General features: G+C 68.1%; 23 protein-coding genes. 9 read left to right on the top strand and 14 right to left on the bottom strand.

Annotation, left to right across the window (positions count from 1 at the left end; genetic code table 11):
- Window positions 1-25: 25 nt before the first annotated feature.
- Complete coding sequence (locus AC1RM6_RS24105) at window positions 26-526, top strand: NUDIX hydrolase (protein ID WP_493106177.1); 501 nt, start codon at window positions 26-28, stop codon at window positions 524-526.
- Between the two features lie 158 nt (window positions 527-684).
- On the opposite strand, the gene AC1RM6_RS24100 is transcribed toward AC1RM6_RS24105, so the two are convergent.
- The gene (locus AC1RM6_RS24100; protein ID WP_493105962.1) at window positions 685-987 is read right to left on the bottom strand and encodes an ETC complex I subunit; all 303 of its coding nucleotides are present in this window, start codon (window positions 985-987) and stop codon (window positions 685-687) included.
- Between the two features lie 80 nt (window positions 988-1,067).
- On the bottom strand, window positions 1,068-3,530 hold the full coding sequence (gene hrpB, locus AC1RM6_RS24095) for an ATP-dependent helicase HrpB (RefSeq protein WP_493105960.1): 2,463 nt from the start codon (window positions 3,528-3,530) through the stop codon (window positions 1,068-1,070).
- A 151-nt stretch (window positions 3,531-3,681) separates the two neighbouring features.
- Here hrpB and AC1RM6_RS24090 point away from each other — a divergent pair, with 151 nt between their 5' ends.
- Window positions 3,682-4,077, top strand: coding sequence for a response regulator (locus tag AC1RM6_RS24090; protein ID WP_493105958.1), 396 nt, complete (start codon window positions 3,682-3,684; stop codon window positions 4,075-4,077).
- A gap of 10 nt (window positions 4,078-4,087) precedes the next feature.
- Here AC1RM6_RS24090 and AC1RM6_RS24085 read toward each other — a convergent pair whose 3' ends face one another.
- Together AC1RM6_RS24085 and AC1RM6_RS24080 are read right to left on the bottom strand one after the other, a co-directional pair.
- Window positions 4,088-6,250, bottom strand: a complete 2,163-nt coding sequence (locus AC1RM6_RS24085) for a S9 family peptidase (protein WP_493105956.1) — start codon at window positions 6,248-6,250, stop codon at window positions 4,088-4,090.
- A gap of 53 nt (window positions 6,251-6,303) precedes the next feature.
- Window positions 6,304-7,329 carry a polyprenyl synthetase family protein gene (locus tag AC1RM6_RS24080; RefSeq protein WP_493105954.1) on the bottom strand — a complete coding sequence of 342 codons (1,026 nt, stop codon included), beginning with the start codon at window positions 7,327-7,329 and terminating at the stop codon, window positions 6,304-6,306.
- Between AC1RM6_RS24080 and AC1RM6_RS24075 the strand changes: the two genes are divergently transcribed.
- Together AC1RM6_RS24075 and AC1RM6_RS24070 are read left to right on the top strand one after the other, a co-directional pair.
- Complete coding sequence (locus tag AC1RM6_RS24075; protein WP_493106181.1) at window positions 7,259-7,426, top strand: hypothetical protein; 168 nt, start codon at window positions 7,259-7,261, stop codon at window positions 7,424-7,426. The two genes, AC1RM6_RS24080 and AC1RM6_RS24075, sit on opposite strands and share 71 nt — an antisense overlap.
- Window positions 7,423-7,704, top strand: a complete 282-nt coding sequence (locus AC1RM6_RS24070) for a chorismate mutase (RefSeq protein WP_493105952.1) — start codon at window positions 7,423-7,425, stop codon at window positions 7,702-7,704. The genes AC1RM6_RS24075 and AC1RM6_RS24070 overlap by 4 nt, the downstream gene beginning before the upstream one ends.
- A gap of 153 nt (window positions 7,705-7,857) precedes the next feature.
- On the opposite strand, the gene AC1RM6_RS24065 is transcribed toward AC1RM6_RS24070, so the two are convergent.
- Window positions 7,858-9,657, bottom strand: coding sequence for an ABC-F family ATP-binding cassette domain-containing protein (locus AC1RM6_RS24065; protein ID WP_493105950.1), 1,800 nt, complete (start codon window positions 9,655-9,657; stop codon window positions 7,858-7,860).
- Between the two features lie 103 nt (window positions 9,658-9,760).
- On the opposite strand from AC1RM6_RS24065, the gene AC1RM6_RS24060 reads away from it, so the two are divergent.
- From AC1RM6_RS24060 to AC1RM6_RS24050, 3 genes are all read left to right on the top strand, one after another.
- Window positions 9,761-10,057, top strand: coding sequence for a PepSY domain-containing protein (locus tag AC1RM6_RS24060; protein WP_493105948.1), 297 nt, complete (start codon window positions 9,761-9,763; stop codon window positions 10,055-10,057).
- Window positions 10,058-10,088: 31 nt separating this feature from the next.
- Window positions 10,089-10,751 (top strand): response regulator transcription factor, encoded by a 663-nt coding sequence (locus AC1RM6_RS24055; protein WP_493105946.1) that lies wholly within the window; start codon window positions 10,089-10,091, stop codon window positions 10,749-10,751.
- Window positions 10,752-10,893: 142 nt separating this feature from the next.
- Window positions 10,894-12,201 (top strand): sensor histidine kinase, encoded by a 1,308-nt coding sequence (locus AC1RM6_RS24050; RefSeq protein WP_493106175.1) that lies wholly within the window; start codon window positions 10,894-10,896, stop codon window positions 12,199-12,201.
- Between the two features lie 98 nt (window positions 12,202-12,299).
- On the opposite strand, the gene AC1RM6_RS24045 is transcribed toward AC1RM6_RS24050, so the two are convergent.
- The 4 genes from AC1RM6_RS24045 to gluQRS all read right to left on the bottom strand — a co-directional run bounded on the left by AC1RM6_RS24045 (window position 12,300) and on the right by gluQRS (window position 17,244).
- The gene (locus AC1RM6_RS24045) at window positions 12,300-12,782 is read right to left on the bottom strand and encodes a GNAT family N-acetyltransferase (RefSeq protein WP_493105944.1); all 483 of its coding nucleotides are present in this window, start codon (window positions 12,780-12,782) and stop codon (window positions 12,300-12,302) included.
- A gap of 7 nt (window positions 12,783-12,789) precedes the next feature.
- Complete coding sequence (gene pheT / locus AC1RM6_RS24040) at window positions 12,790-15,162, bottom strand: phenylalanine--tRNA ligase subunit beta (protein WP_493105942.1); 2,373 nt, start codon at window positions 15,160-15,162, stop codon at window positions 12,790-12,792.
- Window positions 15,159-16,256, bottom strand: coding sequence for a phenylalanine--tRNA ligase subunit alpha (pheS, locus tag AC1RM6_RS24035; RefSeq protein ID WP_493106173.1), 1,098 nt, complete (start codon window positions 16,254-16,256; stop codon window positions 15,159-15,161). The genes pheT and pheS overlap by 4 nt, the downstream gene beginning before the upstream one ends.
- Window positions 16,257-16,365: 109 nt before the next feature.
- A complete protein-coding gene (gluQRS, locus tag AC1RM6_RS24030; protein WP_493105940.1) occupies window positions 16,366-17,244 on the bottom strand; it encodes a tRNA glutamyl-Q(34) synthetase GluQRS in 879 nt (292 codons plus the stop codon).
- 183 nt (window positions 17,245-17,427) lie between these two features.
- On the opposite strand from gluQRS, the gene AC1RM6_RS24025 reads away from it, so the two are divergent.
- Together AC1RM6_RS24025 and ppc are read left to right on the top strand one after the other, a co-directional pair.
- The gene (locus tag AC1RM6_RS24025; protein ID WP_493105938.1) at window positions 17,428-17,994 is read left to right on the top strand and encodes an HNH endonuclease; all 567 of its coding nucleotides are present in this window, start codon (window positions 17,428-17,430) and stop codon (window positions 17,992-17,994) included.
- A gap of 82 nt (window positions 17,995-18,076) precedes the next feature.
- Window positions 18,077-20,758, top strand: a complete 2,682-nt coding sequence (gene ppc, locus AC1RM6_RS24020) for a phosphoenolpyruvate carboxylase (protein ID WP_493105936.1) — start codon at window positions 18,077-18,079, stop codon at window positions 20,756-20,758.
- 69 nt (window positions 20,759-20,827) lie between these two features.
- Here the strand turns inward: ppc and AC1RM6_RS24015 are convergent, their stop codons facing one another.
- The 5 genes from AC1RM6_RS24015 to AC1RM6_RS23995 all read right to left on the bottom strand — a co-directional run bounded on the left by AC1RM6_RS24015 (window position 20,828) and on the right by AC1RM6_RS23995 (window position 25,426).
- A complete protein-coding gene (locus AC1RM6_RS24015) occupies window positions 20,828-21,649 on the bottom strand; it encodes an ATP-binding protein (RefSeq protein WP_493105934.1) in 822 nt (273 codons plus the stop codon).
- A gap of 149 nt (window positions 21,650-21,798) precedes the next feature.
- Complete coding sequence (gene rimM / locus AC1RM6_RS24010) at window positions 21,799-22,308, bottom strand: ribosome maturation factor RimM (RefSeq protein WP_493105932.1); 510 nt, start codon at window positions 22,306-22,308, stop codon at window positions 21,799-21,801.
- 45 nt (window positions 22,309-22,353) lie between these two features.
- Complete coding sequence (gene rpsP / locus AC1RM6_RS24005; RefSeq protein WP_493105930.1) at window positions 22,354-22,767, bottom strand: 30S ribosomal protein S16; 414 nt, start codon at window positions 22,765-22,767, stop codon at window positions 22,354-22,356.
- A 40-nt stretch (window positions 22,768-22,807) separates the two neighbouring features.
- Entirely contained in the window at window positions 22,808-24,316 is a 1,509-nt protein-coding gene (gene ffh, locus AC1RM6_RS24000) for a signal recognition particle protein (RefSeq protein WP_493105928.1), read from the bottom strand.
- Between the two features lie 144 nt (window positions 24,317-24,460).
- A complete protein-coding gene (locus AC1RM6_RS23995) occupies window positions 24,461-25,426 on the bottom strand; it encodes an alpha/beta hydrolase (RefSeq protein WP_493105926.1) in 966 nt (321 codons plus the stop codon).
- Window positions 25,427-25,460 lie beyond the last annotated feature (34 nt).

Genomic DNA, 25,460 nt, shown 5'->3' with positions numbered 1-25,460 from the left:
GACCGAATATGGCCCGATCGAGATCATGTGGCAGGGCCGCTTCATCACGACGATGCGCGAAGGCAAATGGGAATATGTCGGCCGCGCCCGCAACATCAAGGCGGGGGTGATCCTGGCGGTCGACGACGGCCATGTCCTGCTGGTCGAACAATATCGGGTACCGCTCAAGGCGTGGACGATCGAACTGCCCGCGGGGCTGGTCGGCGACCATGACGAGGAGGAAGAGGTCGAGATCGCCGCCGGACGCGAGCTCGAGGAGGAAACCGGCTACCGCGCCGACCGGATCGATTCGCTCGGCAATTTCGCCTCGTCGCCGGGCATGGTCTCCGAAACCTTCACCCTGGTCCGCGCCACCGGCCTGACCAAGGTCGGCGACGGCGGCGGAGTCGACAGCGAGAATATCATCGTCCACCGCGTCGCGCTGACCGAGATCACCGCCTTCGTCGCCGCCCAGCGCGCGGCGGGCAAGATGATCGACGTCAAACTGCTGCTGCTGCTCGCCGACGATATCCTGGCGGGGGCGTGACCCTGAAATATCGATAATGAGGCGGGAAACGGAGCCGAAGGCTCCGCAAGGCCGAACGGCCGCCCGACCCCGGATCAAGTCCGGGGGAAGAAGCCAAGGCGGGCGGATGCCCGCCGCCCGGCGTCTGAGGGCGGGCCAACGTCGTTGGCCCTAACAAATCACGCCGGATCGATCGGCCCGACGTTGAAATTGTCGGCGTAGGTCTGGAGCTTGAGCGTCTTCGCCGGCGGCGGGACGATCTCGACCGCGAAGCCCTGGCCCGCAGCATAGGCCTTGGCGGCGTCGACCGTCGGGAAGCTCAGCTTGACCTGACCGCGGGTGTCGCCCGACCCTGCCCAGCCGGTCAAAGGATCGGGCTGCTTCGGCTCGACGGGTTCGAACTCGAGCACCCAGTCGGCGGTGCGGGCACGGCCCGACTGCATGCTGTTCTTGATGCCCTGATAGATACGCGCCTGGACCATGTCGGTTTTCCCTCAAGCGATTTCGCGGCCTCGGAAATCGCGACAAATCGGGGGTGCGATGCCGCAGCGCCGCGAAGCCGTCAAGACCGCTGGCTGGCCTTCTTCGTCCGAAGCGTCGGATCGGCCGCGGCCGGATCGTCGGGCCAGGGGTGGCGCGGATAGCGGCCGCGCATTTCCTTGGCGACCGCCGTCCAGCTTCCCGCCCAGAAACCGGGGAGATCCTTGGTGGTCTGGATCGGCCGGCCCGCCGGCGAGGTCAGGCGCAGGGTCAACGGCACCCGCCCGCCCGCGATCATCGGATGGCTCGACAGGCCGAACAGCGTCTGCGGTCGCAGCTCGACCGCCGGACCGCCTTCGGCGGCATAATCGATCGGATGACGGCTGCCGGCGGGCGACTGGAGATGTTCGGGTGCGAGCCGTTCGATCTTCTGGCGACCGTCCCAACCGATCAGCCCGTCGAAAGCATCGGCGTTGATCGTCGGTAGCCGCCTTTTGCCCTCGACCAGCGGCGCCAGCCAATTATCGAGCCCGGCGAGCAGGGCCTCGTCGGCAAGGTCGGCGACATCGGCATCGTGCGTCCGCGCGAAGATCGCCCGCGCGCGCAAGGCGATCGCACCATCGGACCAGTCGAGCAGGCCGAGCCCGCGCTCGCGCACCGCCTCGACAAGAGCCCGCGCGATCTCATCGGCATTGGCGGCCTCGTCGCGCCCGCCGCTGAGCAGGATCGCCCCAAGGCGGCGCTCGCGCCGGGCCTCGACCGCGCCGGTCGCGGGATCGAAACGCGCGGTGCGGCGCAGTTCGATCCGGTCGGCGAACAGCGTCTCGACCGCCGCGGCATCGATCGGCGCGGCCGCGAGGATGCGCGCCCCCGATGCCGACCCTTGCGTCTCGGCGACCGCCAGCCATTCGTTGCGCGCCAGCGGCAAGGTCGGATCGAGTCGGAAACCGCGCCCACCGCTCGAAATCCAGTCTTCGCCGCTGACCGAGCGGCGTCGGGCGATCCGGTCGGGAAAGGCCAGCGCGACGCAGGCCGCGAGATCCGATTCGTCGATATCGTTGCCGCCACCGACCAGCCGCGTCCAGCGCCCGGCGAGCTGGCGCGCGGCATCGGCGCGGCGGCCGCGCTCCCCGCGCCAGCGCCTGAGCCTCAAGTCGAGATCGGCATCATTCCCGCCCAGCCCGCGTTCGGACAGCAGCACCGCGACCGCCGCGGCGGTGCCGGCCATGTCGCGCTCGGCGGCGCGGATCATCATATGGGCGAGACGCGGCGGCAGCGGCAGCGCCGCCATCGCCTTGCCGTGCGCGGTCGCGCGCCCGTCCGCATCGATTGCATCGAGCCCGGCCAGCCGCGTCCGCGCCTCGGCGATTGCGGCGGCCGGTGGCGGATCGATCCAGCGCAGGCTGGTCGGATCGGTGACGCCCCACAGCGCGCAGTCGAGCAGCAGCGACGACAGGTCGGCCTCGAGGATCTCGGGCGGATCGAAGCGCGGCAGACCGGCGGTCGCCGCCGCCTCCCACAGCCGATAGACCACGCCCGGCTGCTGCCGGCCGGCGCGGCCCGCGCGCTGGGTTGCCGCCGCCTGGCTGACCCGTTCGGTGACGAGCCGGGTCATGCCTGCCGCACGGTCGTAGCGCGGCCGCCGCGCGAGCCCCGAATCGACGACGACGCGCAGGCCGTCGATGGTGATGCTGGTTTCGGCGATCGCGGTGGCGAGGACGATCTTGCGGCGCCCCGGCGGCGACGGTGCGATCGCCGCGCGCTGTTCGGCCGCGTCGAGCGTGCCGTGGAGCCGATGGAGGTCGATATCGGGCGCGAGGTCGCCAAGCCGTTCGGCGGTCCGCTCGATCTCGGCGACCCCGGGCAGGAAGGCGAGCAAGCTGCCGCTTTCCTCGCCGATCGCACGGCGGATCGCGGGGGCCATATCGTCCTCGACCCGCCGCTCGACATTGCGCGGCAGATGGCGGAGCTCGATCGGGAAGCTGCGTCCTTCGCTCTCGACCAGCGGCGCCGGATCGCCGGCCTCGTCCGCCATCAAGGCCGCGAAGCGGCCGCCGTCGAGCGTCGCCGACATCGCGACGAGGCGCAGGTCGGGACGCAGCGCCGCCTGGGCGTCGAGCGCCAGCGCGAGGCCGAAATCGCTGTCGAGGCTGCGCTCATGGACTTCGTCGAACAACACCGCCGAGATACCGGGAAGATCGGGATCGGCCTGGATACGGTTGACGAAAATCCCCTCGGTGACGACGAGGATGCGGGTCGCGGCCGACTGCTTGCTGTCGAGCCGGGTCGCATAGCCGATCGTCCGCCCGACCGGTTCGCCGGCGATCTGCGCCATCCGTTCGGCCGCGGCACGCGCGGCGAGCCGCCGCGGCGACAACAGCAATATCTGGCCGCTGCACCAGGGGCGACCCAGCAGCGCCGGCGCGACCGCCGTGGTCTTGCCGGCCCCGGGCGGGGCGACCAGCACGGCATTCGAGCCCGATTCGAGCGCGGCGACGAGCGTGGGCAACACCGCATCGATCGGCAGACGGAAGGCATCGTCCATGGCGTCGTCCCCTGCCAGATCGGCCAGCCCGTGGCCAGTCCCGGACGAAAGGTTCGATTCGAACCCTGTTTTCGAACGATTGCGCATGATTCGGAACCGATTCATGTTACGCTCTGTTAATAAGAGGCTCGCAACCGGGAGAGGTGCAGCCATGCACGTCCTGATTATCGAAGACGAAGCAATGCTCGCCGCCGACCTGCAATGCTTTCTCGAGGAGCTCGGGGCCGATTCCTCCGATGTCGCCGACAGCGAGCAGGACGCGATCGAGGCCGCGCTGGCCCGTCCGCCCGATCTGATCACCGCGGACGTCACCCTGCGCCAAGGCACCGGCACCGCCGCAGTCAAGGCGATCCGCAACGAGATCGGGCATGTGCCGGTGGTGTTCGTCACCGCGGGCGACATGACCGGGGCGGCGTTCGACGCCAACACACACAGGGTCAAGAAGCCGATCCTGTGGCTCGAACTGGTCGAGGCGCTGGCCGAACATGATCTGCCGCCCGCCTATCCGGTGCCACGGGGGGCTGCCGCGGCACCGACAGCCCCCTGAGCAGTATAGGTCAAGGCGCCTTCGTTACCTCCGGCGCCGCGAGCGGCCCTCCGATGACCGCGGGCGCGCCTTTCAGATAATGGCCGAGCCAGCCCTGGACCTCGCGGTAGAATTGCCGGCTGTCCTCGGGCTTCAATATCCAGTGCCAGGCGTCGGGGAAGATCAGCAGCCGGCTCGGCACCTTCATCCGCTGGAGCGTCGACCAGGTCTCGAGCGTGTTCGCCAGCGGCACCCGGAAATCGCGCTCGCCGGCGGTCAGCAGCATCGGCGTCTTCCAGTCGGCGCCATAGGTGATCGGGCTCTGGTCGCGCCAGACCTTGCCGCCCTCCCAGGGCGGCCCCCCGCTGGCGACTTCGCGGCTATAATTGAAGTCGCTGTTGCCCCACTGGGTGAGCAGGTCGACCTCGCCGGCATGGCTGACCAGGCATTTGTAACGGGTGGTCGTCGCCTCGATCCAGTTGGCGAGATGGCCGCCATAGCTGGCGCCGCCGGCACAGGCATTGGTCGCATCGATGAAGGTATAGCGTTTCGCCGCCTCGTTGACCGCCTGGTCGATCTCCTCGCCGGGCCCGCGCAGCGGATCGAGCTTGATCGCGCGGGCGAACGCCTCGCCATAGCCGGTCGAACCCGTATAGTCGGTCAGCAGCACGACATAGCCGGCGCTGGCGAGCAGGTGATAGTTCCAGCGCAGGCTGACCTGGTCCATGTTGCTGCTCGCCGGGCCGCCATGGATGATCACCAGCAGCGGATATTTCTTCGCCGGATCGAACGCCGGCGGCTTGACGATCATGCTGTGGATGCGCCGGCCGTTGGTGGCCGTGAACCAGAAATGCTCCGGGCTCGCCCAGTCGATCGTCGCCGCTTCGGCGGTGTTGACGTTGGTCAGGTTGACATGGCTCTTCCGGGTGGGATCGATCCGGACGATTTCGGCCGGGCTGATCGCGCTGCCATAGCTGGCGATCAGTTCGACGCCCTTGGCGTCGGAGGGAATGTCGATCGCGGTATAGCCGCCGGTCTTGGGCGCGATCACCAGCTCGGGCTTCCCGCCGGCGACCGGCACCCGGTAGAGATTCTCGATCCCGGCCTCGGCGACGGTCATGTAGACGGTGCGGCTGTCGGACGTGATCCGGTAGCTGTCGGGATCGCGATCGAAATCGCGGGTGACGAGGCTCGCCGCGCCGCCGGCGGGCCAGGCGACCTTGCTCAGATGCGGCAGGTCGTACACCTCGCCGCCCTGGCCATTATATTTGAACAGCAGCGCCTTGCCGTCGGGGGTGAAGCTCGGATCGCCATATTCGCCGGGCTCGGGGGTCACCGGCACCGGCTCGCCGCCTGCGGCCGGCATGCGATAGAGGTGGAAATTTACCCGCGCGAACGCCGCGTTCCAGCGCTCGCTGGTCGCGGTGAAGACGATCTCGCGCCCGTCGGGGCTCCAGGCCGGCGAGAGCGAGACCCCGCCATCGCCTTGGGCATTGCCGCCGAAACCCTCAGCCTGCGCGAATTTGGTCGTCGCCAGGATGTCGCGGGCCTTCGCCCCCTCCTCGAGCGGCTGGATCCACAGGCTCGGCCGGCGCTCGTCGATCCACTCGTTCCAGTAGCGGATCGGGAAATGCTCATAGACCCGCATGTTGAACTTGCGCGCCTTCTTGTCGGCGGCAGCCTTCTTGTTTGCGGCCTCGTCGATCGCGCCAGGATAGATGCTGGTTTCGAACAGGATCGCCTTGCCGTCGGGGCGCCATTGCGGATTGCTGGCGCCGGTCGGCACGCTGGTCGCGCGCTTCGCGTCGCCGCCGGCCAGGTCGAGGATGTAGATCTGCGCCTCGTCATCGCCTTCGCGCTTGGTCGAAAAGGCGATCCGCCGGCTGTCGGGCGCCCAGACCGGGCCGTTTTCGCCGGCCTTGCTGTTGGTCAGCCGCCGCGGGGGCGCCGATCCGTCGGCGGGCACGATCCACAGGTCGACGACCGCCTTGTCGCTCTCATAGCTCGGTTCGTTGAGCGAATAGAGCACCCATTTGCCGTCGGGGCTGACCACGGGCGCACCGACCCGCTTCATCATCCACAGGGTCTCGTGGGTCAGCACCTTCTTCGGCACTATGGTCTGCGCGATCGCCGCGGTCGCGCCGAGCGCCACGACCATGCCCGCTGCGGTCAGCAGCGCCGAAACCTTCTTCATCGAACCTCCAAGCCCTGTTCTCGCGGACAGGCTAGCGGTCGATGACGCGAATGTCAGTAGGCGCGGGCCACCGCGAATTCGACCGCCTCGACCAGCGCCGCCTTGGCCTGGCCGTTGGGGAAGCTCGCCAGCGCATCGATCGCGCGGCGGCCATAATGGCGCGCGCGCGCGGCGGTGTCGGCGAGCGCGCCGGTCTCGCGCAGGATGCGGGTCGCGCGGACCAGATCCTCGTCGTCGTTGCGCAGTCCCTCGATCGCCTCGCGCAGGAAGACCCGGTCGTCCTGGCCGGCGCGCGCATAAGCGAGAATGACCGGCAGGGTCACCTTGCCGTCGCGGAAATCGTCGCCGGCATCCTTGCCCATCGTCGCGCCGTCCGATTCATAGTCGATCGCATCGTCGACGAGCTGGAAGGCGATACCGAGATAGCGGCCATAATTGTCGAGCGCTTCCTCGACCGCTGGCTCGCGCTCGGCGACCACCGCGGCGATCTTGCAGGCCGCGGCGAACAGCACCGCGGTCTTGGCGGCGATGATGTCGAGATAGCGGTCCTCGCTGGTTTCGATCCGGCGCTGGGCGGTGAGCTGGTTGACCTCGCCCTCGGCGATCACCGCCGAGGCGTTGGACAGGATCTTGAGCACGCGCAGCGAGCCGTCCTCGACCATCAGTTCGAACGAGCGGCTGAACAGGAAGTCGCCGACCAGCACGCTCGCGGGATTGCCCCAGATCATGTTGGCGGTGCGCCGTCCGCGGCGGAGGCCCGAATTGTCGACGACATCGTCGTGGAGCAGGGTCGCGGTGTGGATGAACTCGACCGTCGCCGCCAGCTTGTGGTGGCGGGTGCCGTGATAATCGAGCAGCCTGGCGCAGGCGAGGGTCAGCATCGGCCGCATCCGCTTGCCGCCGCCGGCGATCAGATGCCCGGCGAGTTCGGGGATCAGCGGCACGTCGGATTGCATCCGCGCCAGGATCACGCTGTTGACCTGATTCATGTCGTTCGCGACGAGAGACATGATCGGATCGAGCGACGGGGTGGAAGCGCTGCGGATCGGCGTCACGGTGGCGGTCATGGGCATGCCCATGGAACGATGGCCCGAGAAAGGCAAGCATCCGGGCCTTGCCAACGGGCCGATCCGTCAACAAAAGGCGATCGCTGACAAGGGGACCCGGCTGCCATGACCGACGATATGCTCAATCGCTACCGCGAAAGCATCGACAATATCGATGCGGCGCTGGTGTTCATGCTCGCCGAACGGTTCAAGATCACCAAGGCGGTCGGCGAGCACAAGGCCAAGACCGGTCTGCCGCCTGCCGATCCGCAGCGCGAATCGGTGCAGATCGAACGGCTCCGTTCGCTCGCCAAAAGCGCGAATCTCGACCCCGACTTTTCCGAAAAATTCCTGCGCTTCATCATCGACGAGGTGATCCACCACCACCGCAAGGCGGGCAGCCGATAGGACCGGCCGAGATTTGGCCCATGCCGGACTGCAAATGGCGCTGCTCTGCGCTTCCGGTGCTCACGTCCATACAGGACGCTGCGCGCCGGGTCTCGATCATCACCATTTTCGCCACGGCCTGAGCCAAATCTCGGCCGGTCCTGCGAGCAAATGTCAGCCCAGGCCCTCGGCCATTTCCGCCAGTTCGAGCCAACGCATCTCGGCCTCGTCCTTCTTCGTGCGCGCCGCCTCGATCGCCTTCATCAGCTTGTCGAACTGTGCCGGATTCTTGGCGTAGAGATCGGGATCGGCGAGCGCCTTTTCGTCGCGGGCGATCGCAACCTCGAGCTTTTCGATCTCCTTCGGCAGCAGGTCGAGGTCGCGCTGGTCCTTGTAGCTGAGCTTGGTGCGCGCCTTGGCCGGCGCGGCGGCCGGTGCCGCCGATTTCGGCGTGCCCGAACGGGTGCGCGATTCGGCGAGCGCGGCGCGCTGGCGTTCCCAGTCCTCATAGCCGCCGGCGACGACATCGACCTTGCCCGATCCGTCGAGGCCGAGCGTCACGGTGACGGTGCGGTCGAGAAAGTCGCGGTCATGGCTGACGATCAGGACGGTGCCCTCATAATCGGCGATCACCTCCTGCAGCAGATCGAGCGTCTCGAGATCGAGATCGTTGGTCGGCTCGTCGAGCACCAGCAGGTTCGACGGACGGGCGAATTCGCGGGCAAGCAGCACCCGGCTGCGCTCGCCGCCCGACAGCGTACCGACCCGTGCCTCGGCGATCGACGGGTCGAACAGGAACTCCTTGAGATAGCCATGGACATGCTTGCGCACCCCCTGGACATCGATCCAGTCGCCGCCATCGGCGAGGATGTCGCGCACCCGCTTTTCGGGTTCCATCAGCTTGCGCTGCTGGTCGATGACGATCCCGTTGAGGGTCCGCGACAGCTTGACCGTTCCGCTGTCGGGGGCAAGCTCGCCGGTCATCAGCTTGAGCAAGGTCGATTTGCCCGCGCCATTGGCGCCGACCACACCGATCCGGTCGCCACGGGTGACCCGCAGGCTGAAATCCTTGATAACCTCCCGCCGGGACTCGCCCTCGCCGAACGCCTTGGTCACATGCTCGGCGTCGATCACGACCTTGGTCTTGCTGTCGTCGGCCGAGATGGTGAGGCGCGCAGTGCCCTGCGGCCCGAGCATCGCCTTGCGTTCGGCCCGCATCTCGTAAAGCTTGGTGAGGCGCCCCTGGTTGCGGCGGCGGCGCGCGGTGACCCCGCGCAGCTTCCAATGCTCCTCGATCTTGAGCTTGGCATCGAGCCGTTCCGCGTTGCGGGCTTCTTCCTCATAGACCTTCTCGGTCCACGCCTCGAAGCCGCCGAAGCCGATCTCGGCACGGCGGATCGCGCCGCGGTCGAGCCACAGCGTCTGGCGGGTCAGCCGGGTCAGGAAGGTCCGGTCATGGCTGATCACCACGAACGCGCCATTATAGCGGCCGAGCCAGGATTCGAGCCATTCGATCGCCGCGAGATCGAGATGGTTGGTCGGCTCGTCGAGCAGCAGCACGTCGGGCTCCATCGCCAGCGCGCGCGCGATCGCGGCGCGGCGCCGCTCGCCGCCGCTCGCGGTCGCCGCCTCGCGCGACAGATCGATCCCGATCTGGTCGGCGATCGCCTCCACCTCATGGACCGCCGGCGCATCCGCCCCGCCCAGCGCATAGTCGCGCAGCGTCGCATGCCCCGCCATCGACGGTTCCTGTTCGAGCAGGATGACGCGGGTGCCCGGCACGATCACACGGGTGCCCTCGTCGCTGTCGATCCGGCCGGCGAGCAGTTTGAGCAACGTCGTCTTGCCGGCGCCATTGCGGCCGATCAGCGCCAGCCGGTCGCGCGGTGCGATGTTGATATCGAGGCCGCGGAACAACCAGCCGTCGCCCTGGACGAGGCCGAGATTTTGATATGCGAGGATGGGTGCGGACATGGCTGCCATATAGTGACGAAAAAGGGGGTGGGCACGTCGACCGGCAGAACGCAATATTCATGCCCTATTCAACGCGTGGGCCCTATGCCACAACCCTATGGTAATGCGTAACTTGTTTATCGCCCTCGGCGCGATCGTGACCGCGGCGGCCCCTGCGGCTGCCGATCGTCCGCGCGCGCCCGAACAGGATCGGCTGCGCGACGATGTCCGCGCCGGCATGGTCCTGCCTTATGGCGAGATGCGCGCCCGCGCGCAGGAACGGGTCGGCGGCCAGATGATCGGCTCCGAATATGATCCGGGAACCGGACGCTATCGTTTCAAGTTTCAGCGCGGCAACTCGGTGATATGGCTCGACATGGATGGTCGGACCGGTCGCGAGCTCGGCCGGGTCGGCGACTGACGTCGCCAAGAATTAGGAAGAAGGGGAAGCCATGCGGGTCCTGATCGTCGAGGACGAACCCAATCTCGGTCGGCAGCTGCGGGCCACGCTCGAAGGCGCCGGCTATGCAATCGATCTCGCCACCGATGGCGAGGACGGCCATTATCTCGGTTCGACCGAAGCCTATGATGCGGTGATCCTCGATCTCGGCCTGCCCGAGGTCGACGGACTGACCGTGCTCGACCGCTGGCGCCGCGACGGCAAGGACATGCCGGTGCTGGTGCTGACCGCGCGCGACAGCTGGTCCGACAAGGTCGCCGGGCTCGATGCCGGCGCCGACGACTATCTCGCCAAGCCGTTCCAGACCGAGGAGCTGATCGCCCGGCTGCGCGCGCTGATCCGCCGCGCCTCGGGCAACAGCTCGTCCGAGCTGATCGCGGGCGACGTCCGGCTCGACACCCGTTCGGGCAAGGTCACCCTCGCCGGAGAGCCGGTCAAGCTGACCGCGCAGGAATATAAGCTCCTGTCCTATCTGCTCCACCACAAAGGCAAGGTGGTCAGCCGCACCGAACTGATCGAGCATATCTACGATCAGGATTTCGATCGCGATTCGAACACGATCGAGGTGTTCGTGACCCGGATCCGCAAGAAGCTCGGACAGGATGTGATCACCACGATCCGCGGCCTCGGCTATTCGCTGGATGATCCCGCCTGAGTCTGATCCCACATCTGGGACCGAGCCCAGGCCGATGACGCTTCGACGCCGGATCAAGATGCTGCGCGCGCTGGCGATCGGCTTCGCGCGCGGGCGGCCGCGGGCGGCGCCCGGCGAATCGACCGGATCGCTGACCCGCCGGATGATCGGCATCGCCGCGCTGTGGATCAGCGTGCTACTGATCGGCGGCGGCTTCGCGCTCGACCGGGTGCTGAGCGACGCGATCACCCGCAACTTCGATTCGCAGCTCTCCTATCTGCTGACCGCGATGGTCGCCTCGGCCGAGATCGGCCCCGATGGCGAGGTCCGCTTCACGCGCACGCTCGGCGACCAGCGCTTTCTCGAACCCTATTCGGGGCTCTACTGGCAGGTGTCGGGCCGTGCCCACGAACCCTTCCGGTCGCGGTCGCTGTGGGACCGCGCGCTCGCGCCCGGCGCCAGCCATATCGGCCAGCAGGACCATGTCCACGACAGCAAGGAATTCGAGGGCGAGGAGCTGCGCATCCTCGACCGCGAGGTGCGGCTGCCCGGATCCGGGGTCGAATGGCGGTTCCAGGTGGCGGGCAGCCGCGCGACCCTTAACGACCAGATCGCGATCCTGCGCCGCACGCTGGTGCGGTCGTTCGCGCTGCTCGGGCTCGGCCTGATCATTCTCGCGGCGCTGCAGGCGACCTATGGGCTATGGCCGCTGCGCAGCCTGCGCCGCGCGGTGGCGGCGGTGCGGTCGGGCGCGAGCCAGCGGATCGACGCGCATCTGCCCGACGAGGTCGCGCCATTGGTGGTCGAACTCAACGCGCTGCTCGCGCATAACGAGAAGCAGGCCGAGGAGGCCCGCCGCCATGCCGGCAACCTCGCCCATGCGCTCAAGACCCCGCTCACCGTCATCATGAACGAGGCGACCTCGAACAGCCCCGAACTCGCCGACATCGTGATCCGCGCGACCACGACGATGCGGCGCCAGGTCGACCATCATCTCGCCCGCGCCCGTGCGGTCGGCCGGCGCGCGACCGCGCAGTCGCGGACCGAAGTCTGGCCCGCGCTCAAGGCGGTCGAACGCGCGGTCAGCCGCATGCACCGCCATGTCACCATCGACCTCGCCGGGGCGAAGGATGCGCTGGTCCATGTCGAACGCCAGGATCTCGACGAGATCGTCGGCAACCTGATCGAGAATGCCGCCAAATATGGCCAGGGCCGGGTGTTCGTCACGGTCGTACGCGAGGCCGGCTTCGTCGAGCTGCAGGTCGAGGATGACGGCCCCGGCATCCCCGAGGCCGATCGCGGCAATCTGTTCGAGCGCGGCGCCCGGCTCGACACCGGCAAGCCCGGCACCGGCCTCGGCCTCGCGATCGTGCGCGACGTCGTCGAGATCTATGACGGGACGATCAGCCTCGAGGAGAGCGAGGATCTGGGCGGGCTGCTGGTGCGGGTACGACTGCCCGCGGCGAGTTGATCGAACCGGACCCGCAGGGTCCGCAAGCCGAACAGCCGCCGCGCTCTATTGGCGCGAAGCCAAGATGGGCGGATGCCCGCCACCCGGCGTCTGAGGGCTCATAAAGATCTGAACATCACGAAGGCGTCGACATCGCCTTCGGCCGGATGCGCGAAGGCCTTCGGCAGGCGACCGACCTTCTCGAAGCCCATCGACTGCCACAGCCCGACCGCACGGACATTGGTCGACACCACGAAGTTGAACTGGATCGCCCGGAAACCGCGGCCGCGCGCGCGATCGATCGAATCGTGGCACATCGCCCGCGCCACCCCGCGGCCACCGGCATCGGCGGCGGTCATATAACCGCAATTGGCGACATGAGCGCCGCCGCCCAGCTGGTTGGCGCGCAGATAATAGGTGCCGAGCAGCCGCCCGTCCTCTTCGACCACCACGGTTTCGCGATCGGCGGCGCACCAATAGGCGATCGCATCGCCTTCCGGCATGTCGCGCGGCAGGGCATAGGTCTCCCCCGCCCGGATCACCGGTTCGAGGATGCGCCAGATGGCGGGCCGGTCGGCAGGCGTCGCGAGCCGGATCACCATCGCCCGATCAGCCGCGCAGCCGGGCGCCCTGCTTGGCGGCGGCGGCGACGACCTTCTCCGAGATCGCCTGAAGCTCGGCATCGGTGAAGCTCTTCTCGGCGGGCTGAAGCACCACCTCGATCGCGACCGACTTCTCGCCCTCGGGCACGCCCTGGCCGGTGAAGACATCGAACAGCTTGACCGCGGTGATCGCCGCCTTGTCGGCACCGCGCACCGCGCGCAGCAGATCGTCGGCGGGCTTGTCGGCGGCGATCAGGAAGGCGAAGTCGCGGCGGACCGCCTGCAGCGCCGGCGGCGCATAGGCGCTGCGCATATGGTCGCTGCCGCCGCGGCGGATCGGAATCGCGTCGAGATAGAGCTCGGCCGCCATCACCGGTCCGTCGATGTCGAACGCCTTGGCGGTCGCCGGATGGAGCTCGCCGAACTCGGCGAGGATCGTCTTCGGCCCCAGCCGCAGCGTCGCCGAGCGGCCCGGATGATAGGTCGGCGACACCGCCTCGAAGATCTGCAGCCGGTCGGCGGGCGCCCCCGCCGCGGCGAGCAGCGCGATCGCCTCCGCCTTGGCGTCGAGCGCGTCGAACGGCTGGGCGCGGCCGGAGGCCCAATCACGCGGCGCCTTGTCGCCGGCGAGCAGCAGGCCGAGCGTAGTACGTTCGCCCGTCGCAGTGTAACGACGGCCGATCTCGAACAGGCGGATGCTGTCGGCACCGCGATCGGCGTTGCGCCGCGCCGCGGCGATCAGGCCGGGCAGCAGCGACGGCCGCATCACCTTGAGATCTTCGCTGATCGGGTTGGCGAGGCTCCACGCACCGCCGCCAAAGGCATCGGCCTCGCGCTCGGAAATGAAGCTCCAGGTCACCGCCTCGTTGAGACCTCGCCCCGCGGCGGCGCGGCGCGCATGGCGCTCGATCATCTGCTCGGGGGTGGCGGTCGGACGCGCGACGCCTTCGGCGCGCGGCAGCGGGATCGAGGGCACCTTGTCGATGCCGGTGATCCGGACGATCTCCTCGACCAGGTCGGCGGGACCGTCGATGTCGCGGCGCCAGCTCGGCACCCCGACATTCCACACCGCATCGATCCCGAAGCCGAGCGAGGTCAGGATCCGCCGCTGCTCGTCGGGCGAGACCCGCAGCCCGGCCAGCTTCTCGGTCAGGGTCGGATCGTAGCGCAGCGCCTTGCGGCCCGATGGCGGCGTGCCCGCCTCGACGACCAGCGTCGGGGTCCCGCCGCAGATGTCGGTCACCAGCTTGGTCGCCAGCGCGAGCCCGTCGGCGAGGAAGGCCGGATCGACCCCGCGTTCGAAACGGGTGCGCGCATCCGAGCTTAGTCCGAGCTTCTGCCCGGTCCGCGCGATCGCCTCGGGGGTGAAATAGGCGCATTCGATCAGCACGTCGGTGGTGGCCTCGGTCACCCCCGAATGCTCGCCGCCCATGATGCCGCCGATGTCGTGGACCTGCGCGTCGTCGGCGATCACCGTCATCGTCGCGTCGAGCGTATAGGTCTTGCCGTTGAGCGCGAGCACGGTCTCGCCGTCGCGCGCGCGGCGGGCGACCAGCGAACCCTGGAGCGTCTTCAGGTCATAGACGTGGAGCGGACGGCCATGGTCGATCATCACATAGTTGGTGATGTCGACGAGCGCCGAGATGCTGCGCTGGCCGACCGCGGTCAGCCGCTTGACCATCCAGTCGGGGGCGGCGCCATTGGTCACGCCGCGCACCACCCGGCCGAAAAAGGCCGGGCAGCCATCCTCGTCGAGGGTCGCGATCGCGATCGGGCTCTCGCCGCTCGCCTTGATCATCGGCGCATGGAACGGCTTGAGCGTGCCGACGCCCGCCGCCGCGAGATCGCGGGCGATACCGCGTACGCCCATGCAGTCCTGCCGGTTCGGGGTGACCGAAACGTCGATCGCCGGATCGTTCAGCCCGGCCCAGTCGGCATAGACCGCGCCGACCGGCGCGTCGGCCGGCAGGTCGATGATGCCGTCATGCTCGCTCGACAGTTCGAGCTCGCGCATCGAACACATCATCCCGCGCGATTCGACGCCGCGGATCGCGCTGATCTTCAGGGTGACGTCGAGCCCCGGCACATAGTCGCCGGGCTGGCCGAGCACCCCGACCATCCCGGCGCGCGCATTGGGCGCGCCGCAGACGACCTGGAGCGGTTCGGGCCCGCCGACATCGACCGACAGCACCTGCAGCTTGTCGGCCTGCGGGTGGCGTTCGGCGCTGAGCACCCGCGCGATGCGGAACGCGCCGAGCTTCTCGGCCGGATTGTCGACGCCCTCGACCTCGAGGCCGACATCGGTCAGCGCCTCGAGGATCCGCTCGAGCGTCGCTTCGGTCTCGAGATGCTCCTTGAGCCAGCTCAGGGTGAACTTCATGCGCCGACTCCCCCCGACAAAGTGGGTACGTCGAGCGCCGCGAAGCCATAATGGCGCAGCCAGCGCAGGTCGCCGTCGAAGAAGGGGCGCAGATCGTCCATCCCATATTTGAGCATCGCCAGCCGATCGATGCCGCAGCCGAAGGCGAAGCCCTGCCATTCGTCGGGGTCGAGCCCGCAGGCGGAAATCACCCGCGGATGGACCATCCCAGAGCCGAGAATCTCCATCCAGCCGCCATTGCCGTCGGCCGGGTTGCCGCCGATCACGCGACGCCCCTTTTCCCAGGTGAAGCCGACATCGACCTCGGCCGAGGGCTCGGTGAACGGGAAGAAGCTCGGGCGCAGCCGCAAGACGATGTCGTCACGCTCGAAATAGGCCTTCACGAAAGTCTCGAGCGTCCATTTGAGATGCCCCATATGGATGCCGCGATCGATCACCAGCCCTTCGACCTGATGGAACATCGGCGTGTGGGTCGCATCCGAATCCGAGCGATAGGTCCGCCCCGGCGCGATGATCCGGATCGGCGGCTGCTGGCTCATCATCGTGCGGATCTGCACGGGCGAGGTATGGGTGCGCAGCAGCGCCTTCTTCCCGTCGAGCATCTGGCTTTCGGGGAAATAGAAGGTGTCGTGCATCGCCCGCGCCGGATGGGTCTCGGGAATGTTGAGCGCGGTGAAATTATGCCAGTCGTCCTCGATCTCGGGACCGGTCGCGACCGCGAAGCCCAGATCGGCGAAGATCTCCGCGAGTTCGTCCATCACCTGGCTGACCGGGTGGACCGACCCCTGCGGCCCGGTCGACACCGGCAGCGTCATGTCGAGCTTCTCGGTCGCGAGCCGCGCGTCGAGCGCCGCCGCCTCGAGCGCGGCCTTGCGCTCGCCGATCGCGGCGGTGACCGCCTCGCGCAGGCCATGGATAAGCGGCCCCCCGGCCTGGCGCTGTTCGGGGGTCATGCTCCCCAGCGTCTTGAGCAGCGCGGTGACGCTGCCCTGCTTGCCGAGCACCGCCACGCGGATCGCCTCGACCGCGGCAAGATCGCCCGCGCCTGCGATCTCGGCCAGCAGGCCCGACTGTAGCTGTTCGACGTCCGACATCTTCACCCCGTTGCCCTGCCAACCTATGCGGGCGTGACCCGTTAGCGGCTGGCGGGGCAGCGGATCAAGTCAAAGGGCAACGGTTCGACGCTTTGAATCGCGACTGTGATCAGGACTCCACGGGCAGACCGGCGAACGGCGCCTCGCCGATTCGCAGCCCCGCCACCAGCCCGACTGGGTCAACCCCCTGTTCGCGCAAGGCTTTCAGGCTCGGCGCGCCATGCCGCTTCGCCAGCCGCCGGCCATCGGCATCGGCGATCAGGTCGTGATGATGATAGCGCGGGGTCGGCAGGCCGAGCAGCGCCTGGAGCAGCCGGTGGACATGGGTCGCCGCGAACAGATCCGCGCCGCGCACCACGTCGCTCACCCCCTGCGCGGCGTCGTCGACGGTCACCGACAGATGATAGGAGGTGCCGAGATCCTTGCGCGCCAGCACGACGTCGCCATGGACGCGCGGATCGGCCTCGACCCGGCGGCGGCGTTCGTCCCACCAGCCGAGCGGGCCGGTCAGCGCCAGCGCGCGCTCGACGTCGAGCCGCCAGCTATGCGGATCGCAGCCGATCCGCGCCGCACGATCGTCGTCGCTCAGATGGCGGCAGGTGCCCGGATAGAGCGGCCCGTCGGGGCCCGACGCCGGAGGGTGCGGCGCCGATGCGCTGGCGGCGATCTCGGCGGCGATCTCCGACCGGGTGCAGAAACAGGGATAGACCATCCCCAGCGCCTTGAGATCGGCAAGCGCGCGGCCATAGAGCGGCATCCGCTGCGACTGGAACACCGGCTCGTCGTCCCAGCCGAGGCCGAGCCAGCGCAGATCCTCGAAAATCCCCTCGACATGCTCGGGACGGCTGCGGCCGGCATCGATATCCTCGATCCGCACGAGGAACCGCCCGTCGGCGCCGCGCGCGAGGTCGTGGGCGAGCACCGCACTATAGGCGTGGCCCAGATGGAGGCGCCCGGTCGGGCTCGGTGCGAATCGGGAAATGATCATTTTCGGCAGACGGACTCTTGACGGCGAGTCAATGATGATGCTGTCATGCGCATGTCACGCTTTGCAGCCAAAGGCGTGATCACAAGGGCGCAGCCGGACAGGCTTTGCGTTCCGGTGTGCGAACGGAACCTGGGGCAAGCCGGATGGGCTCTACCATCACGTGCGGGAGGCCCTGGTTCGTTCATGTACCACCCCGATCTCATCCGACATCCCGATAGCTGCCCGGCGCTCGTGCTCAACGCGGACTATACTCCGCTTAGCTATTATCCGCTCAGCATCTGGTCGTGGCAAACCGCAATCAAGGCGGTGTTCCTCGAAAGGGTCGACATCGTCTCGAATTACGAGCGCGAGGTCCATAGCCCGACCCACACCATGAAGCTGCCGTCGGTGATCGCGCTGCGCCAATATGTGCGCCAGTCCGAACATCCGGCCTTCACCCGGTTCAACCTGTTCCTGCGCGACCGCTTCACCTGCCAATATTGCGGATCGGGCGCCGACCTGACCTTCGACCATGTCGTCCCCCGCGCCCAAGGCGGCCGCACGACCTGGGAGAATGTCTCGACCGCCTGCGCGCCGTGCAACCTGCGCAAGGGCGGCCGCACCCCCAAACAGGCGGGGATGCGACTCTACGAACAGCCGATCCGGCCGACCAGCTGGCAGCTCCAGGAACATGGCCGAAGCTTTCCGCCGCATTATCTCCACCAGAGCTGGCGCGACTGGCTCTATTGGGACATCGAACTGGAAGCCTGAGAGGGTTTTATTTGAGGTTATGGGCGCTGGACACTGATTTCCGACATTGACGGGCGGCCTGTGTGCGGCGCAGCATTCGTCCATGTCCAGCGCCCCGCCCATCACCCAGAATCCCGACATCCGCTTCCTCGGCCGCCTGCTCGGCGACGTGATCCGGGCCTATGGCGGCGAGCAGCTGTTCCGACGGATCGAATATATCCGATCCAATTCGGTCGACCGCGCGCGCGGGATCGTCGATGCCGACACGGTCGATCCGGGGCTCGACGCGCTCAGCCTCGACGACACCCTCGCCTTCGTACGCGGCTTCATGCTGTTCTCGATGCTCGCCAACCTTGCCGAGGACCGGCAGGGGGTCGCCGCCGAACCCGGCGCCGATGTCGCGGCCGCGCTCGACCGGCTCGAAAAGGAGGGGATCTCGCGCAGCCAGGCGCTCGAACTGCTCGACCGCTCGCTGATCGCCCCCGTGCTCACCGCCCACCCGACCGAGGTGCGGCGCAAGAGCATGATCGACCATCGCAACCATATCGCCGAGCTGATGGCGCTCAAGGATATCGGCCGCACCGAGACCGTCGACGGCGACCTGATCGACCAGGCGATCTACCGCCAGATCGCATTGCTGTGGCAGACCCGCCCGCTCCGGCGCGAGCGCCTCTATGTCGCCGACGAGGTCGAGACCGCGCTCGCCTATCTGCGCGACGTCTTCCTCCCCGCGCTTCCCGCGCTCTATTCGCGCTGGCAGCGCGCGCTCGGCCACCGCCCGGCGAGCTTCCTGCGCCCGGGCACCTGGATCGGCGGCGACCGCGACGGCAATCCCTTCGTCACCGCCGACTCGCTGCGGCTCGCGCTCTCGCGCGGCGCCGAGGCGGTGGTCGGCCATTATCTGCGCCAGCTCCACGCGCTCGGCGCCGAACTGTCGATCTCGACCGAACTCGCCGACGTCACCTGGGAGGTCGAGAAGCTCGCCGAAGCCAGCGGCGACAAGAGCTCGACCCGCAGCGACGAACCCTATCGCCGCGCGATCACCGGCATCTATTCGCGGCTCGCCAAGACCTATGAACAGCTTTCGGGCCGCACCCCCGAGCGGCTGCCCAAGACCGAAGCCGAAGGCGGCGCCTATGCCACGCCGGCCGAACTGCGCACCGATCTCGTCGATCTCAGCCAGGCGCTCAACCGCACCGGCGCCGGGTCGCTGTCGGGCGGCGGCGCGCTCGGCCGACTGATCCGCGCGGTCGAAACCTTCGGCTTCCACCTCGCCACCCTCGACATGCGCCAGAATTCGGACGTCCACGAACGGGTGATCGCCGACCTGCTCAAGGTCGCCGGGGTCGAGGCCGATTATATCGCGCTCGACGAGGATGCCCGGGTCGCGCTGCTGCGCTCGGAACTGGCGAGCAAGCGGCTGCTGCGCACCCCGTTCGGCGAATATGCCGACGAAACGCTGTCCGAACTGGCGATCGTCGAGGCGGCCGCCGAGGCGCACAAGCTCTACGGCCCCGAATCGATCACCACCTATCTGATCTCGAAGGCGGCGACCGTCTCCGACATGCTCGAGGTCAACATCGTCCTCAAGGAAGCCGGCCTCTATATCCCGGGCGATCCGCCGCGGGCCGCGATCATGGTCGCCCCCCTGTTCGAGACGATCGGCGATCTCGAAAGCGCGCCCGAGGTCATGACCAGCTGGTTCGGCCTGCCCGAGGTCGCCGCGGTCACCGCGGTGCGCGGCTATCAGGAGGTGATGGTCGGCTATTCGGATTCGAACAAGGATGGCGGCTATCTGACCTCGGTCTGGAGCCTTCACGAAGCGTCGAGCGCGCTCAAATCGGTGTTCGCCGATGCGGGGGCGGCGATGCAGCTGTTCCACGGCCGCGGCGGCTCGGTCGGTCGCGGCGGCGGGTCGAGCTTCGCGGCGATCCGCGCGCAGCCGCCGGGCACCGTCCAGGGCCGCATCCGCATCACCGAACAGGGCGAGGTGATCGCCGCCAAATATGGCACCCGCGAAAGCGCGATGGCGAATCTCGAGGCGGTCACCTCGGCGACCCTGCTCGCCAGCCTCGAAAAGCCTTTGCTCAAGCCCGACGAGGCCGAGCGTTTCGGCAAGGCGATGTCCGAACTGTCGTCGAAGGCGTTCCAGTCCTATCGCGGCCTCGTCTACGACACCGAGGGTTTCCGCACCTTCTTCCGCCAGATGACGCCGATCGCCGAGATCGCCGACCTGAAGATCGGGTCGCGCCCCGCCAGCCGCACCAAGAGCGACCGGATCGAGGATCTGCGCGCGATCCCCTGGGTGTTCAGCTGGGCGCAGGCGCGGGTGATGCTGCCCGGCTGGTACGGCGTCGGCCATGCCCTCAAGGGCTTCGGCGACATGGGGCTGCTGCGCGAGATGCTCGAGGCCTGGCCCTTCTTCCAGTCGACGCTCGCCAATCTCGAAATGGTGCTCGCCAAGTCCGACATGGATCTCGCCAGCCGCTATGTCGCGCTGGTCGAGGACAAGGCGATGGGCGAGGCGATCTTCGGGCGGATCCGCGAAGGCTGGCAGATGACCCATGACTGCCTGCTGAGCGTCACCCGCCAGACCCGGCTGCTGCAGAAGAATCCCGCGCTCGACCAGTCGATCCGGCTGCGCCTGCCCTATATCGAGCCGCTCAACCTGCTCCAGATCGAACTGCTCAAGCGCCACCGCGCCGGCGAGGACGATCCCCGGGTCCGCGAAGGCATCCAGCTGTCGATCAACGCGATCGCGACGGCGCTCCGCAACAGCGGCTGAAGCAGTGTAAACGGACCCGCAAAGCCGAGGGGCGCGGATGCGCCCCACCCGGCGTCCGAGGGCTAAAAATCAAATATGCTTTCCCGCACGGCCGAGCAGCTCGACGACATATTGCCAGGCGACGCGGCCAGAGCGGCTGCCGCGCTGGGTTGCCCAGGCGATCGCCTCGAGCGGTTCGAAGGCGAGCTCATAGGCCGCGGCATAGCCAGCGACCATCGCGACATAATGGTCCTGGTCGACGACATGGAAACCGATCGACAGGCCGAAGCGATCGGCGAGCGCCAGCTTGTCGTCGACGACGTCACGCGGGTTGATCGGGCTGTCCTGTTCCTTGAGATCGCGCGGGACGATATGGCGGCGATTGGCGGTGACATGGAGCCGGGCATTGGCCGGCCGCGCCTCGGCGCCGCCTTCGAGCAGCGACCGCAACAGCCGCGGCCCCTGCCCGCCCGCGGCCTCGTCGAAGCCGAGATCGTCGAGGAACAGGATGAAGGCGCGTTCGACGTTCGCGATCGCCGCGAACAGCCGCGGCAGCAGGTCGAGCTTCTCGCCGGCGACCTCGATCAGCGCGATATCATAGCCTTCGTGCTGGAGCGCGCCGACGGTCGCCTTGACCAGCGCCGACTTGCCCGCGCCGCGCGCGCCCCAGAGCAGCACATCATGCGCCGCCGCGCCCATCGCCAGCCGCCGGGCATTTTCGAGCACCGCCGCCTTCTGGGTGTCGATGCCGTTGAGCAGGTCGAGCGGCAGCGGCGCGAACGCACGCGCCTCGGCCAGCCCGCCGTCGCGCCAGACATAAGCGGGGTGGAGCAGCGGATCGGCATGCGGGGCAAGCGGCGGCGCGATCCGTTCGAGCGCGGCGGCGATACGGGCGAGGCTGTCTTCGGTCATGCGGCGGGCTTAGAGCATTTTCAAGTCGGGTGGAATCACCTGACGGCTCGGAAAATGCGGAAAACAAAGACAATTTAGAGCATGTCCTGATCAATCTGATCAGGACATGCTCTAAAGTGATTTCCCGTTGAGGGGAATCTCCCTAAGCCTCAGGCCTCGACCCAGGCCGCGTCGATCACCAGCCGCTCGGCGGTCCACTCGGGAACCGCCTCGGGCTTCATCGGCACCATGAAGCGCTTGCCGGTCGGCCGCTCGACCTCGATCACGTCGCCCGCACCGAAATTCTCGATCAGCACGACCCGACCGAGATCGCTGCCGTCGGTCGAGACACAGGCGAGGCCGATCAGGTCGGCATGATAATATTCGCCCTCGCCGAGCGGCGGCAGCGCCGACCGCGGCACCGTCAGCTCGGTCCCGCGCAACGCCTCGGCGGCATTGCGGTCGGTGACCTCGGCCAGCCGCGCGACCGCGCCATTGGGTCCGGGACGCAGCGACTTGACGGTGAAGCCGCGGCCGGCGCCGGTCAGCTTCGGATAGGCCTTCAGCTCTTCGGTGAAGAGCTTGAGACGCACCTCGCCCGTCACGCCATGCGCGCCGATGATGACGGCGAGCGTGACGGGCTGGTCTTCGGCAGAGGGGGTGGGTGGAATCGTCGCCATATTATCCTCGGATGCCATGACGCGTCATCCACCCCCGACCAGGGCTCACGCCTCGGTGGTTTCCTCGGCGGCAACTTCGGCGGCCGGCTCTTCGACCGGAGCCTTGGCGGCTTCCTCGGCGGCTGCGATCTTGGCGGCACGCTCTTCGGCGCGCTCCTTGGCCTTCTCGCCGGGCTCGCCACGCTTCGGGTTGTTGCGGGCAGCGCGCTCCTTGACGCCGGCGGCGTCGAGGAAACGGGCGACGCGATCGGTCGGCTGCGCACCGACCGACAGCCAATGCTTGGCGCGATCGGCGTCGATCACGACGCGGTTGGCGTCGTCCTTGGCGAGCAGCGGGTTGTACGACCCGATCTTCTCGATGAAGGCGCCGTCGCGCGGGCTGCGCGAGTTGGCGACGACGATGCGGTAATAGGGACGCTTCTTGGCGCCGCCACGGGCGAGACGGATGGAAACGGACATTGAGACTTCCTTTCTGAAACTTCGAAAATTCTGGGTTAAATCACTTCTTTTTCAGGAAATTCTGGAAACCGGGGGGCAGCCCCTGGGGATTGCCGGGCATGCCGGGAAGCCCGCCGGGCAGGCCACCCAGGCCGCCGCCGGCCGGACCGCCGGCACCGCCGGCTCCTCCGCCGCCGCCGAGCAGCCCGCCAAGGCCGCCCAGGCCGCCGCCACCGCCGCCGAGCAGGGCGCCGAGGCCCTTGAGCCCGCCCATCTTCTTCATCTTCTTCATCATCGTCGCCATTTCCTGATGCATCTTCAGGACCTTGTTGACGTCCTGCACCGTGGTGCCGGACCCCTTGGCGACGCGGATCTTGCGCTTGGCGTTGAGCAGTTCGGGCTTGCGGCGCTCCTTGGGGGTCATCGATCCGATGATCGCGTCCATCCGCACCAGCACCTTGTCGTCGGCGGCGCCCGAGGCCATCGCCTGCTTGACCTGCTTGACCCCGGGCAGCATCGCGGCGAGCCCCGACAGGCCGCCCATCCGGGTCATCTGGTTGAGCTGGTTGCGCAGGTCGTTGAGGTCGAACAGCCCCTTGGCCATCCGCGCGGCCATCGCCTCGGCCTCTTCGACCTTGATCGTCTCGGCGGCCTTCTCGACCAGGCTGACGACGTCGCCCATGCCGAGGATGCGGCCTGCGACCCGGCCCGGCTGGAACAGCTCGAGCCCGTCGAGCTTCTCGCCGGTGCCGACGAACTTGATCGGCTTGCCGGTGACCGACCGCATCGACAGCGCGGCGCCGCCGCGCGCATCGCCGTCCATCCGGGTCAGCACGACACCGGTCAGCGGAACCTGCGCCGAGAAATTCTGCGCGACGTTGACCGCGTCCTGGCCGGTCAGCGCGTCGACGACGAGCAGGATCTCCTGCGGCTCGGCGACCGACGCGACCGCCTTCATCTCCTCCATCAGCGCCTGGTCGACATGGAGCCGGCCCGCGGTGTCGAGGATCAGGACGTCATAGCCCTGGAGCTTGGCCGCCTGGAGCGCGCGCCGGGCGATGTCGACCGGCTGCTGGCCCTGGACGATCGGCAGCGTCGCGACCGAGGTCTGGGTGCCGAGCGTGGCGAGCTGTTCCTGCGCCGCCGGGCGATTGACGTCGAGCGACGCCATCATCACCTTCTTGCGGCTCTTCTCGGTCAGCCGCTTGGCGATCTTGGCGCTGGTGGTGGTCTTGCCCGAGCCCTGCAGGCCGACCATCATGATCACCGCCGGCGGGGTCACGTCGACGTTCAGGTCGACCGCGTCCGATCCGAGCATCTCGACCAGCGCGTCGTTGACGATCTTGATGACCTGCTGGCCCGGGGTGACCGAGCGCAGGACATTCTGGCCGATCGCCTGTTCGGTCGCCTTGTCGACGAACTCGCGAACCACCGGCAGCGCGACGTCGGCCTCGAGCAGGGCGATCCGCACCTCGCGCATCGCCGCACGCACGTCCGATTCGTTCAGCGCGCCGCGTCCCCGCAGCTTGTCGAACACACCGCCCAGCCGATCGCTCAGACTTTCGAACATGCCATACTCCCGACGCGACATTGCGCCATGATTCCAGCCACTTGATGCATAACGCAAAATACGCCGGCGGGCGAAACCTCGCCGGCCAGCGGGCGTCCTTGGACGCTGGTGATTTGCGTTCGTATCGAAACGACGAGGGCGCCCCTAGCCGATTTGGCGCGATCCGGCAAGGTTGCGGCGGCCGATGGCCGCACGCTGGCCGGCAAGGTCGCGACGGCCGATGGCCGCGCGCTGGCCGGCAAGGTCGCGGCGTCCGATCGTCGCGTGCAGGAAGGCCAGCAGCCGGGCGCGATAGGCCGGGGTCTCCAGCACGCAGGCCGCGGCGTGGTCGGCCCCGGGGGCGAACCACAGCGCCTTCGGCCCGGCCGCCGCGGCGTAGAGCGCCTGGGTTTCCCCGGGCGGGGTGTAGCGATCGGCCCCGCCACCGATCACCAGCACCGGCCCATGATAGTGTCGCAGCACGTCGATCGGCGCGAGCCGCGCCGGCCAGACGCCCATCCGCGGCAGCGCCTGGAAGCTCAACAGCGGCTCGAGCAGCAGCGCGGGACCGATCGTGACGATCGAGGCGATGCGGTTGCGGATCGCATGGCGCAGATCGGGATAGACCGCCTGCAGCACCAGCGCGTCGGCAGGCAGCGGCCCATCTTCGCCGAGCAGGCTCGCCGCGCCGCCGAGCGAGGCGCCTATCACCGCGACCGGCGCCCCATGCTGGTGCCGCTTGAGCCAGGCGAAGCCGGCCCGCGCGTCGCGGGCCTCGAACAGGCCGAAACTGTGCGTCGCCGGACTCGACTGGCCATGCCCGCGAAAGTCGATCGCCAGCGTCGCGAAACCTTGCCCCGCCAGCCAGGCGGCGTTTGCAGCGTTCACCGCCCGCGACGAATCATTGCCATGAAGCAGCAGCACCCCCGGCGAATCGGGCCTGCGGCCAGGCCGGTAGGTGGCGGCGATGCCGATTCCGTCGGCGGCGGTCAGGCGCAGATCCTCGGCCGGCGGCCGCGCCGGCGCCACCACGCTCGGCCGGGTCCGGACCATGATCGACCCGACGGCCCAGCTCGCCCCCAGCCCGACCGCCAGCAGCAAAGCGAAAAGGGCGGGCAGGCGATGGTGCATGGCCCCGGATTATCGATTGCAACCCGCGCCGGCC

The organism is Rhizorhabdus sp. GW822-FHT03C02, assembly GCF_058801765.1.
The sequence above is the reverse complement of the archived record's forward strand: the minus strand, read 5'-3'. Positions and strand labels throughout refer to the sequence as shown.

Bases quoted from the DNA above. Each gene is read 5' to 3' on its own strand.
- AC1RM6_RS24105 (WP_493106177.1), top strand. From the start codon at position 26: ATGTGGCAGGGCCGCTTCATCACGACGATGCGCGAAGGCAAATGGGAA.
- AC1RM6_RS24100 (WP_493105962.1), bottom strand. From the start codon at position 987: ATGGTCCAGGCGCGTATCTATCAGGGCATCAAGAACAGCATGCAGTCG.
- hrpB (WP_493105960.1), bottom strand. From the start codon at position 3,530: ATGGACGATGCCTTCCGTCTGCCGATCGATGCGGTGTTGCCCACGCTC.
- AC1RM6_RS24090 (WP_493105958.1), top strand. From the start codon at position 3,682: ATGCACGTCCTGATTATCGAAGACGAAGCAATGCTCGCCGCCGACCTG.
- AC1RM6_RS24085 (WP_493105956.1), bottom strand. From the start codon at position 6,250: ATGAAGAAGGTTTCGGCGCTGCTGACCGCAGCGGGCATGGTCGTGGCG.
- AC1RM6_RS24075 (WP_493106181.1), top strand. From the start codon at position 7,259: ATGATCGGATCGAGCGACGGGGTGGAAGCGCTGCGGATCGGCGTCACG.
- AC1RM6_RS24080 (WP_493105954.1), bottom strand. From the start codon at position 7,329: ATGGGCATGCCCATGACCGCCACCGTGACGCCGATCCGCAGCGCTTCC.
- AC1RM6_RS24070 (WP_493105952.1), top strand. From the start codon at position 7,423: ATGACCGACGATATGCTCAATCGCTACCGCGAAAGCATCGACAATATC.
- AC1RM6_RS24065 (WP_493105950.1), bottom strand. From the start codon at position 9,657: ATGTCCGCACCCATCCTCGCATATCAAAATCTCGGCCTCGTCCAGGGC.
- AC1RM6_RS24060 (WP_493105948.1), top strand. From the start codon at position 9,761: ATGCGTAACTTGTTTATCGCCCTCGGCGCGATCGTGACCGCGGCGGCC.
- AC1RM6_RS24055 (WP_493105946.1), top strand. From the start codon at position 10,089: ATGCGGGTCCTGATCGTCGAGGACGAACCCAATCTCGGTCGGCAGCTG.
- AC1RM6_RS24050 (WP_493106175.1), top strand. From the start codon at position 10,894: ATGATCGGCATCGCCGCGCTGTGGATCAGCGTGCTACTGATCGGCGGC.
- AC1RM6_RS24045 (WP_493105944.1), bottom strand. From the start codon at position 12,782: ATGGTGATCCGGCTCGCGACGCCTGCCGACCGGCCCGCCATCTGGCGC.
- pheT (WP_493105942.1), bottom strand. From the start codon at position 15,162: ATGAAGTTCACCCTGAGCTGGCTCAAGGAGCATCTCGAGACCGAAGCG.
- pheS (WP_493106173.1), bottom strand. From the start codon at position 16,256: ATGTCGGACGTCGAACAGCTACAGTCGGGCCTGCTGGCCGAGATCGCA.
- gluQRS (WP_493105940.1), bottom strand. From the start codon at position 17,244: ATGATCATTTCCCGATTCGCACCGAGCCCGACCGGGCGCCTCCATCTG.
- AC1RM6_RS24025 (WP_493105938.1), top strand. From the start codon at position 17,428: ATGTACCACCCCGATCTCATCCGACATCCCGATAGCTGCCCGGCGCTC.
- ppc (WP_493105936.1), top strand. From the start codon at position 18,077: ATGTCCAGCGCCCCGCCCATCACCCAGAATCCCGACATCCGCTTCCTC.
- AC1RM6_RS24015 (WP_493105934.1), bottom strand. From the start codon at position 21,649: ATGACCGAAGACAGCCTCGCCCGTATCGCCGCCGCGCTCGAACGGATC.
- rimM (WP_493105932.1), bottom strand. From the start codon at position 22,308: ATGGCGACGATTCCACCCACCCCCTCTGCCGAAGACCAGCCCGTCACG.
- rpsP (WP_493105930.1), bottom strand. From the start codon at position 22,767: ATGTCCGTTTCCATCCGTCTCGCCCGTGGCGGCGCCAAGAAGCGTCCC.
- ffh (WP_493105928.1), bottom strand. From the start codon at position 24,316: ATGTTCGAAAGTCTGAGCGATCGGCTGGGCGGTGTGTTCGACAAGCTG.
- AC1RM6_RS23995 (WP_493105926.1), bottom strand. From the start codon at position 25,426: ATGCACCATCGCCTGCCCGCCCTTTTCGCTTTGCTGCTGGCGGTCGGG.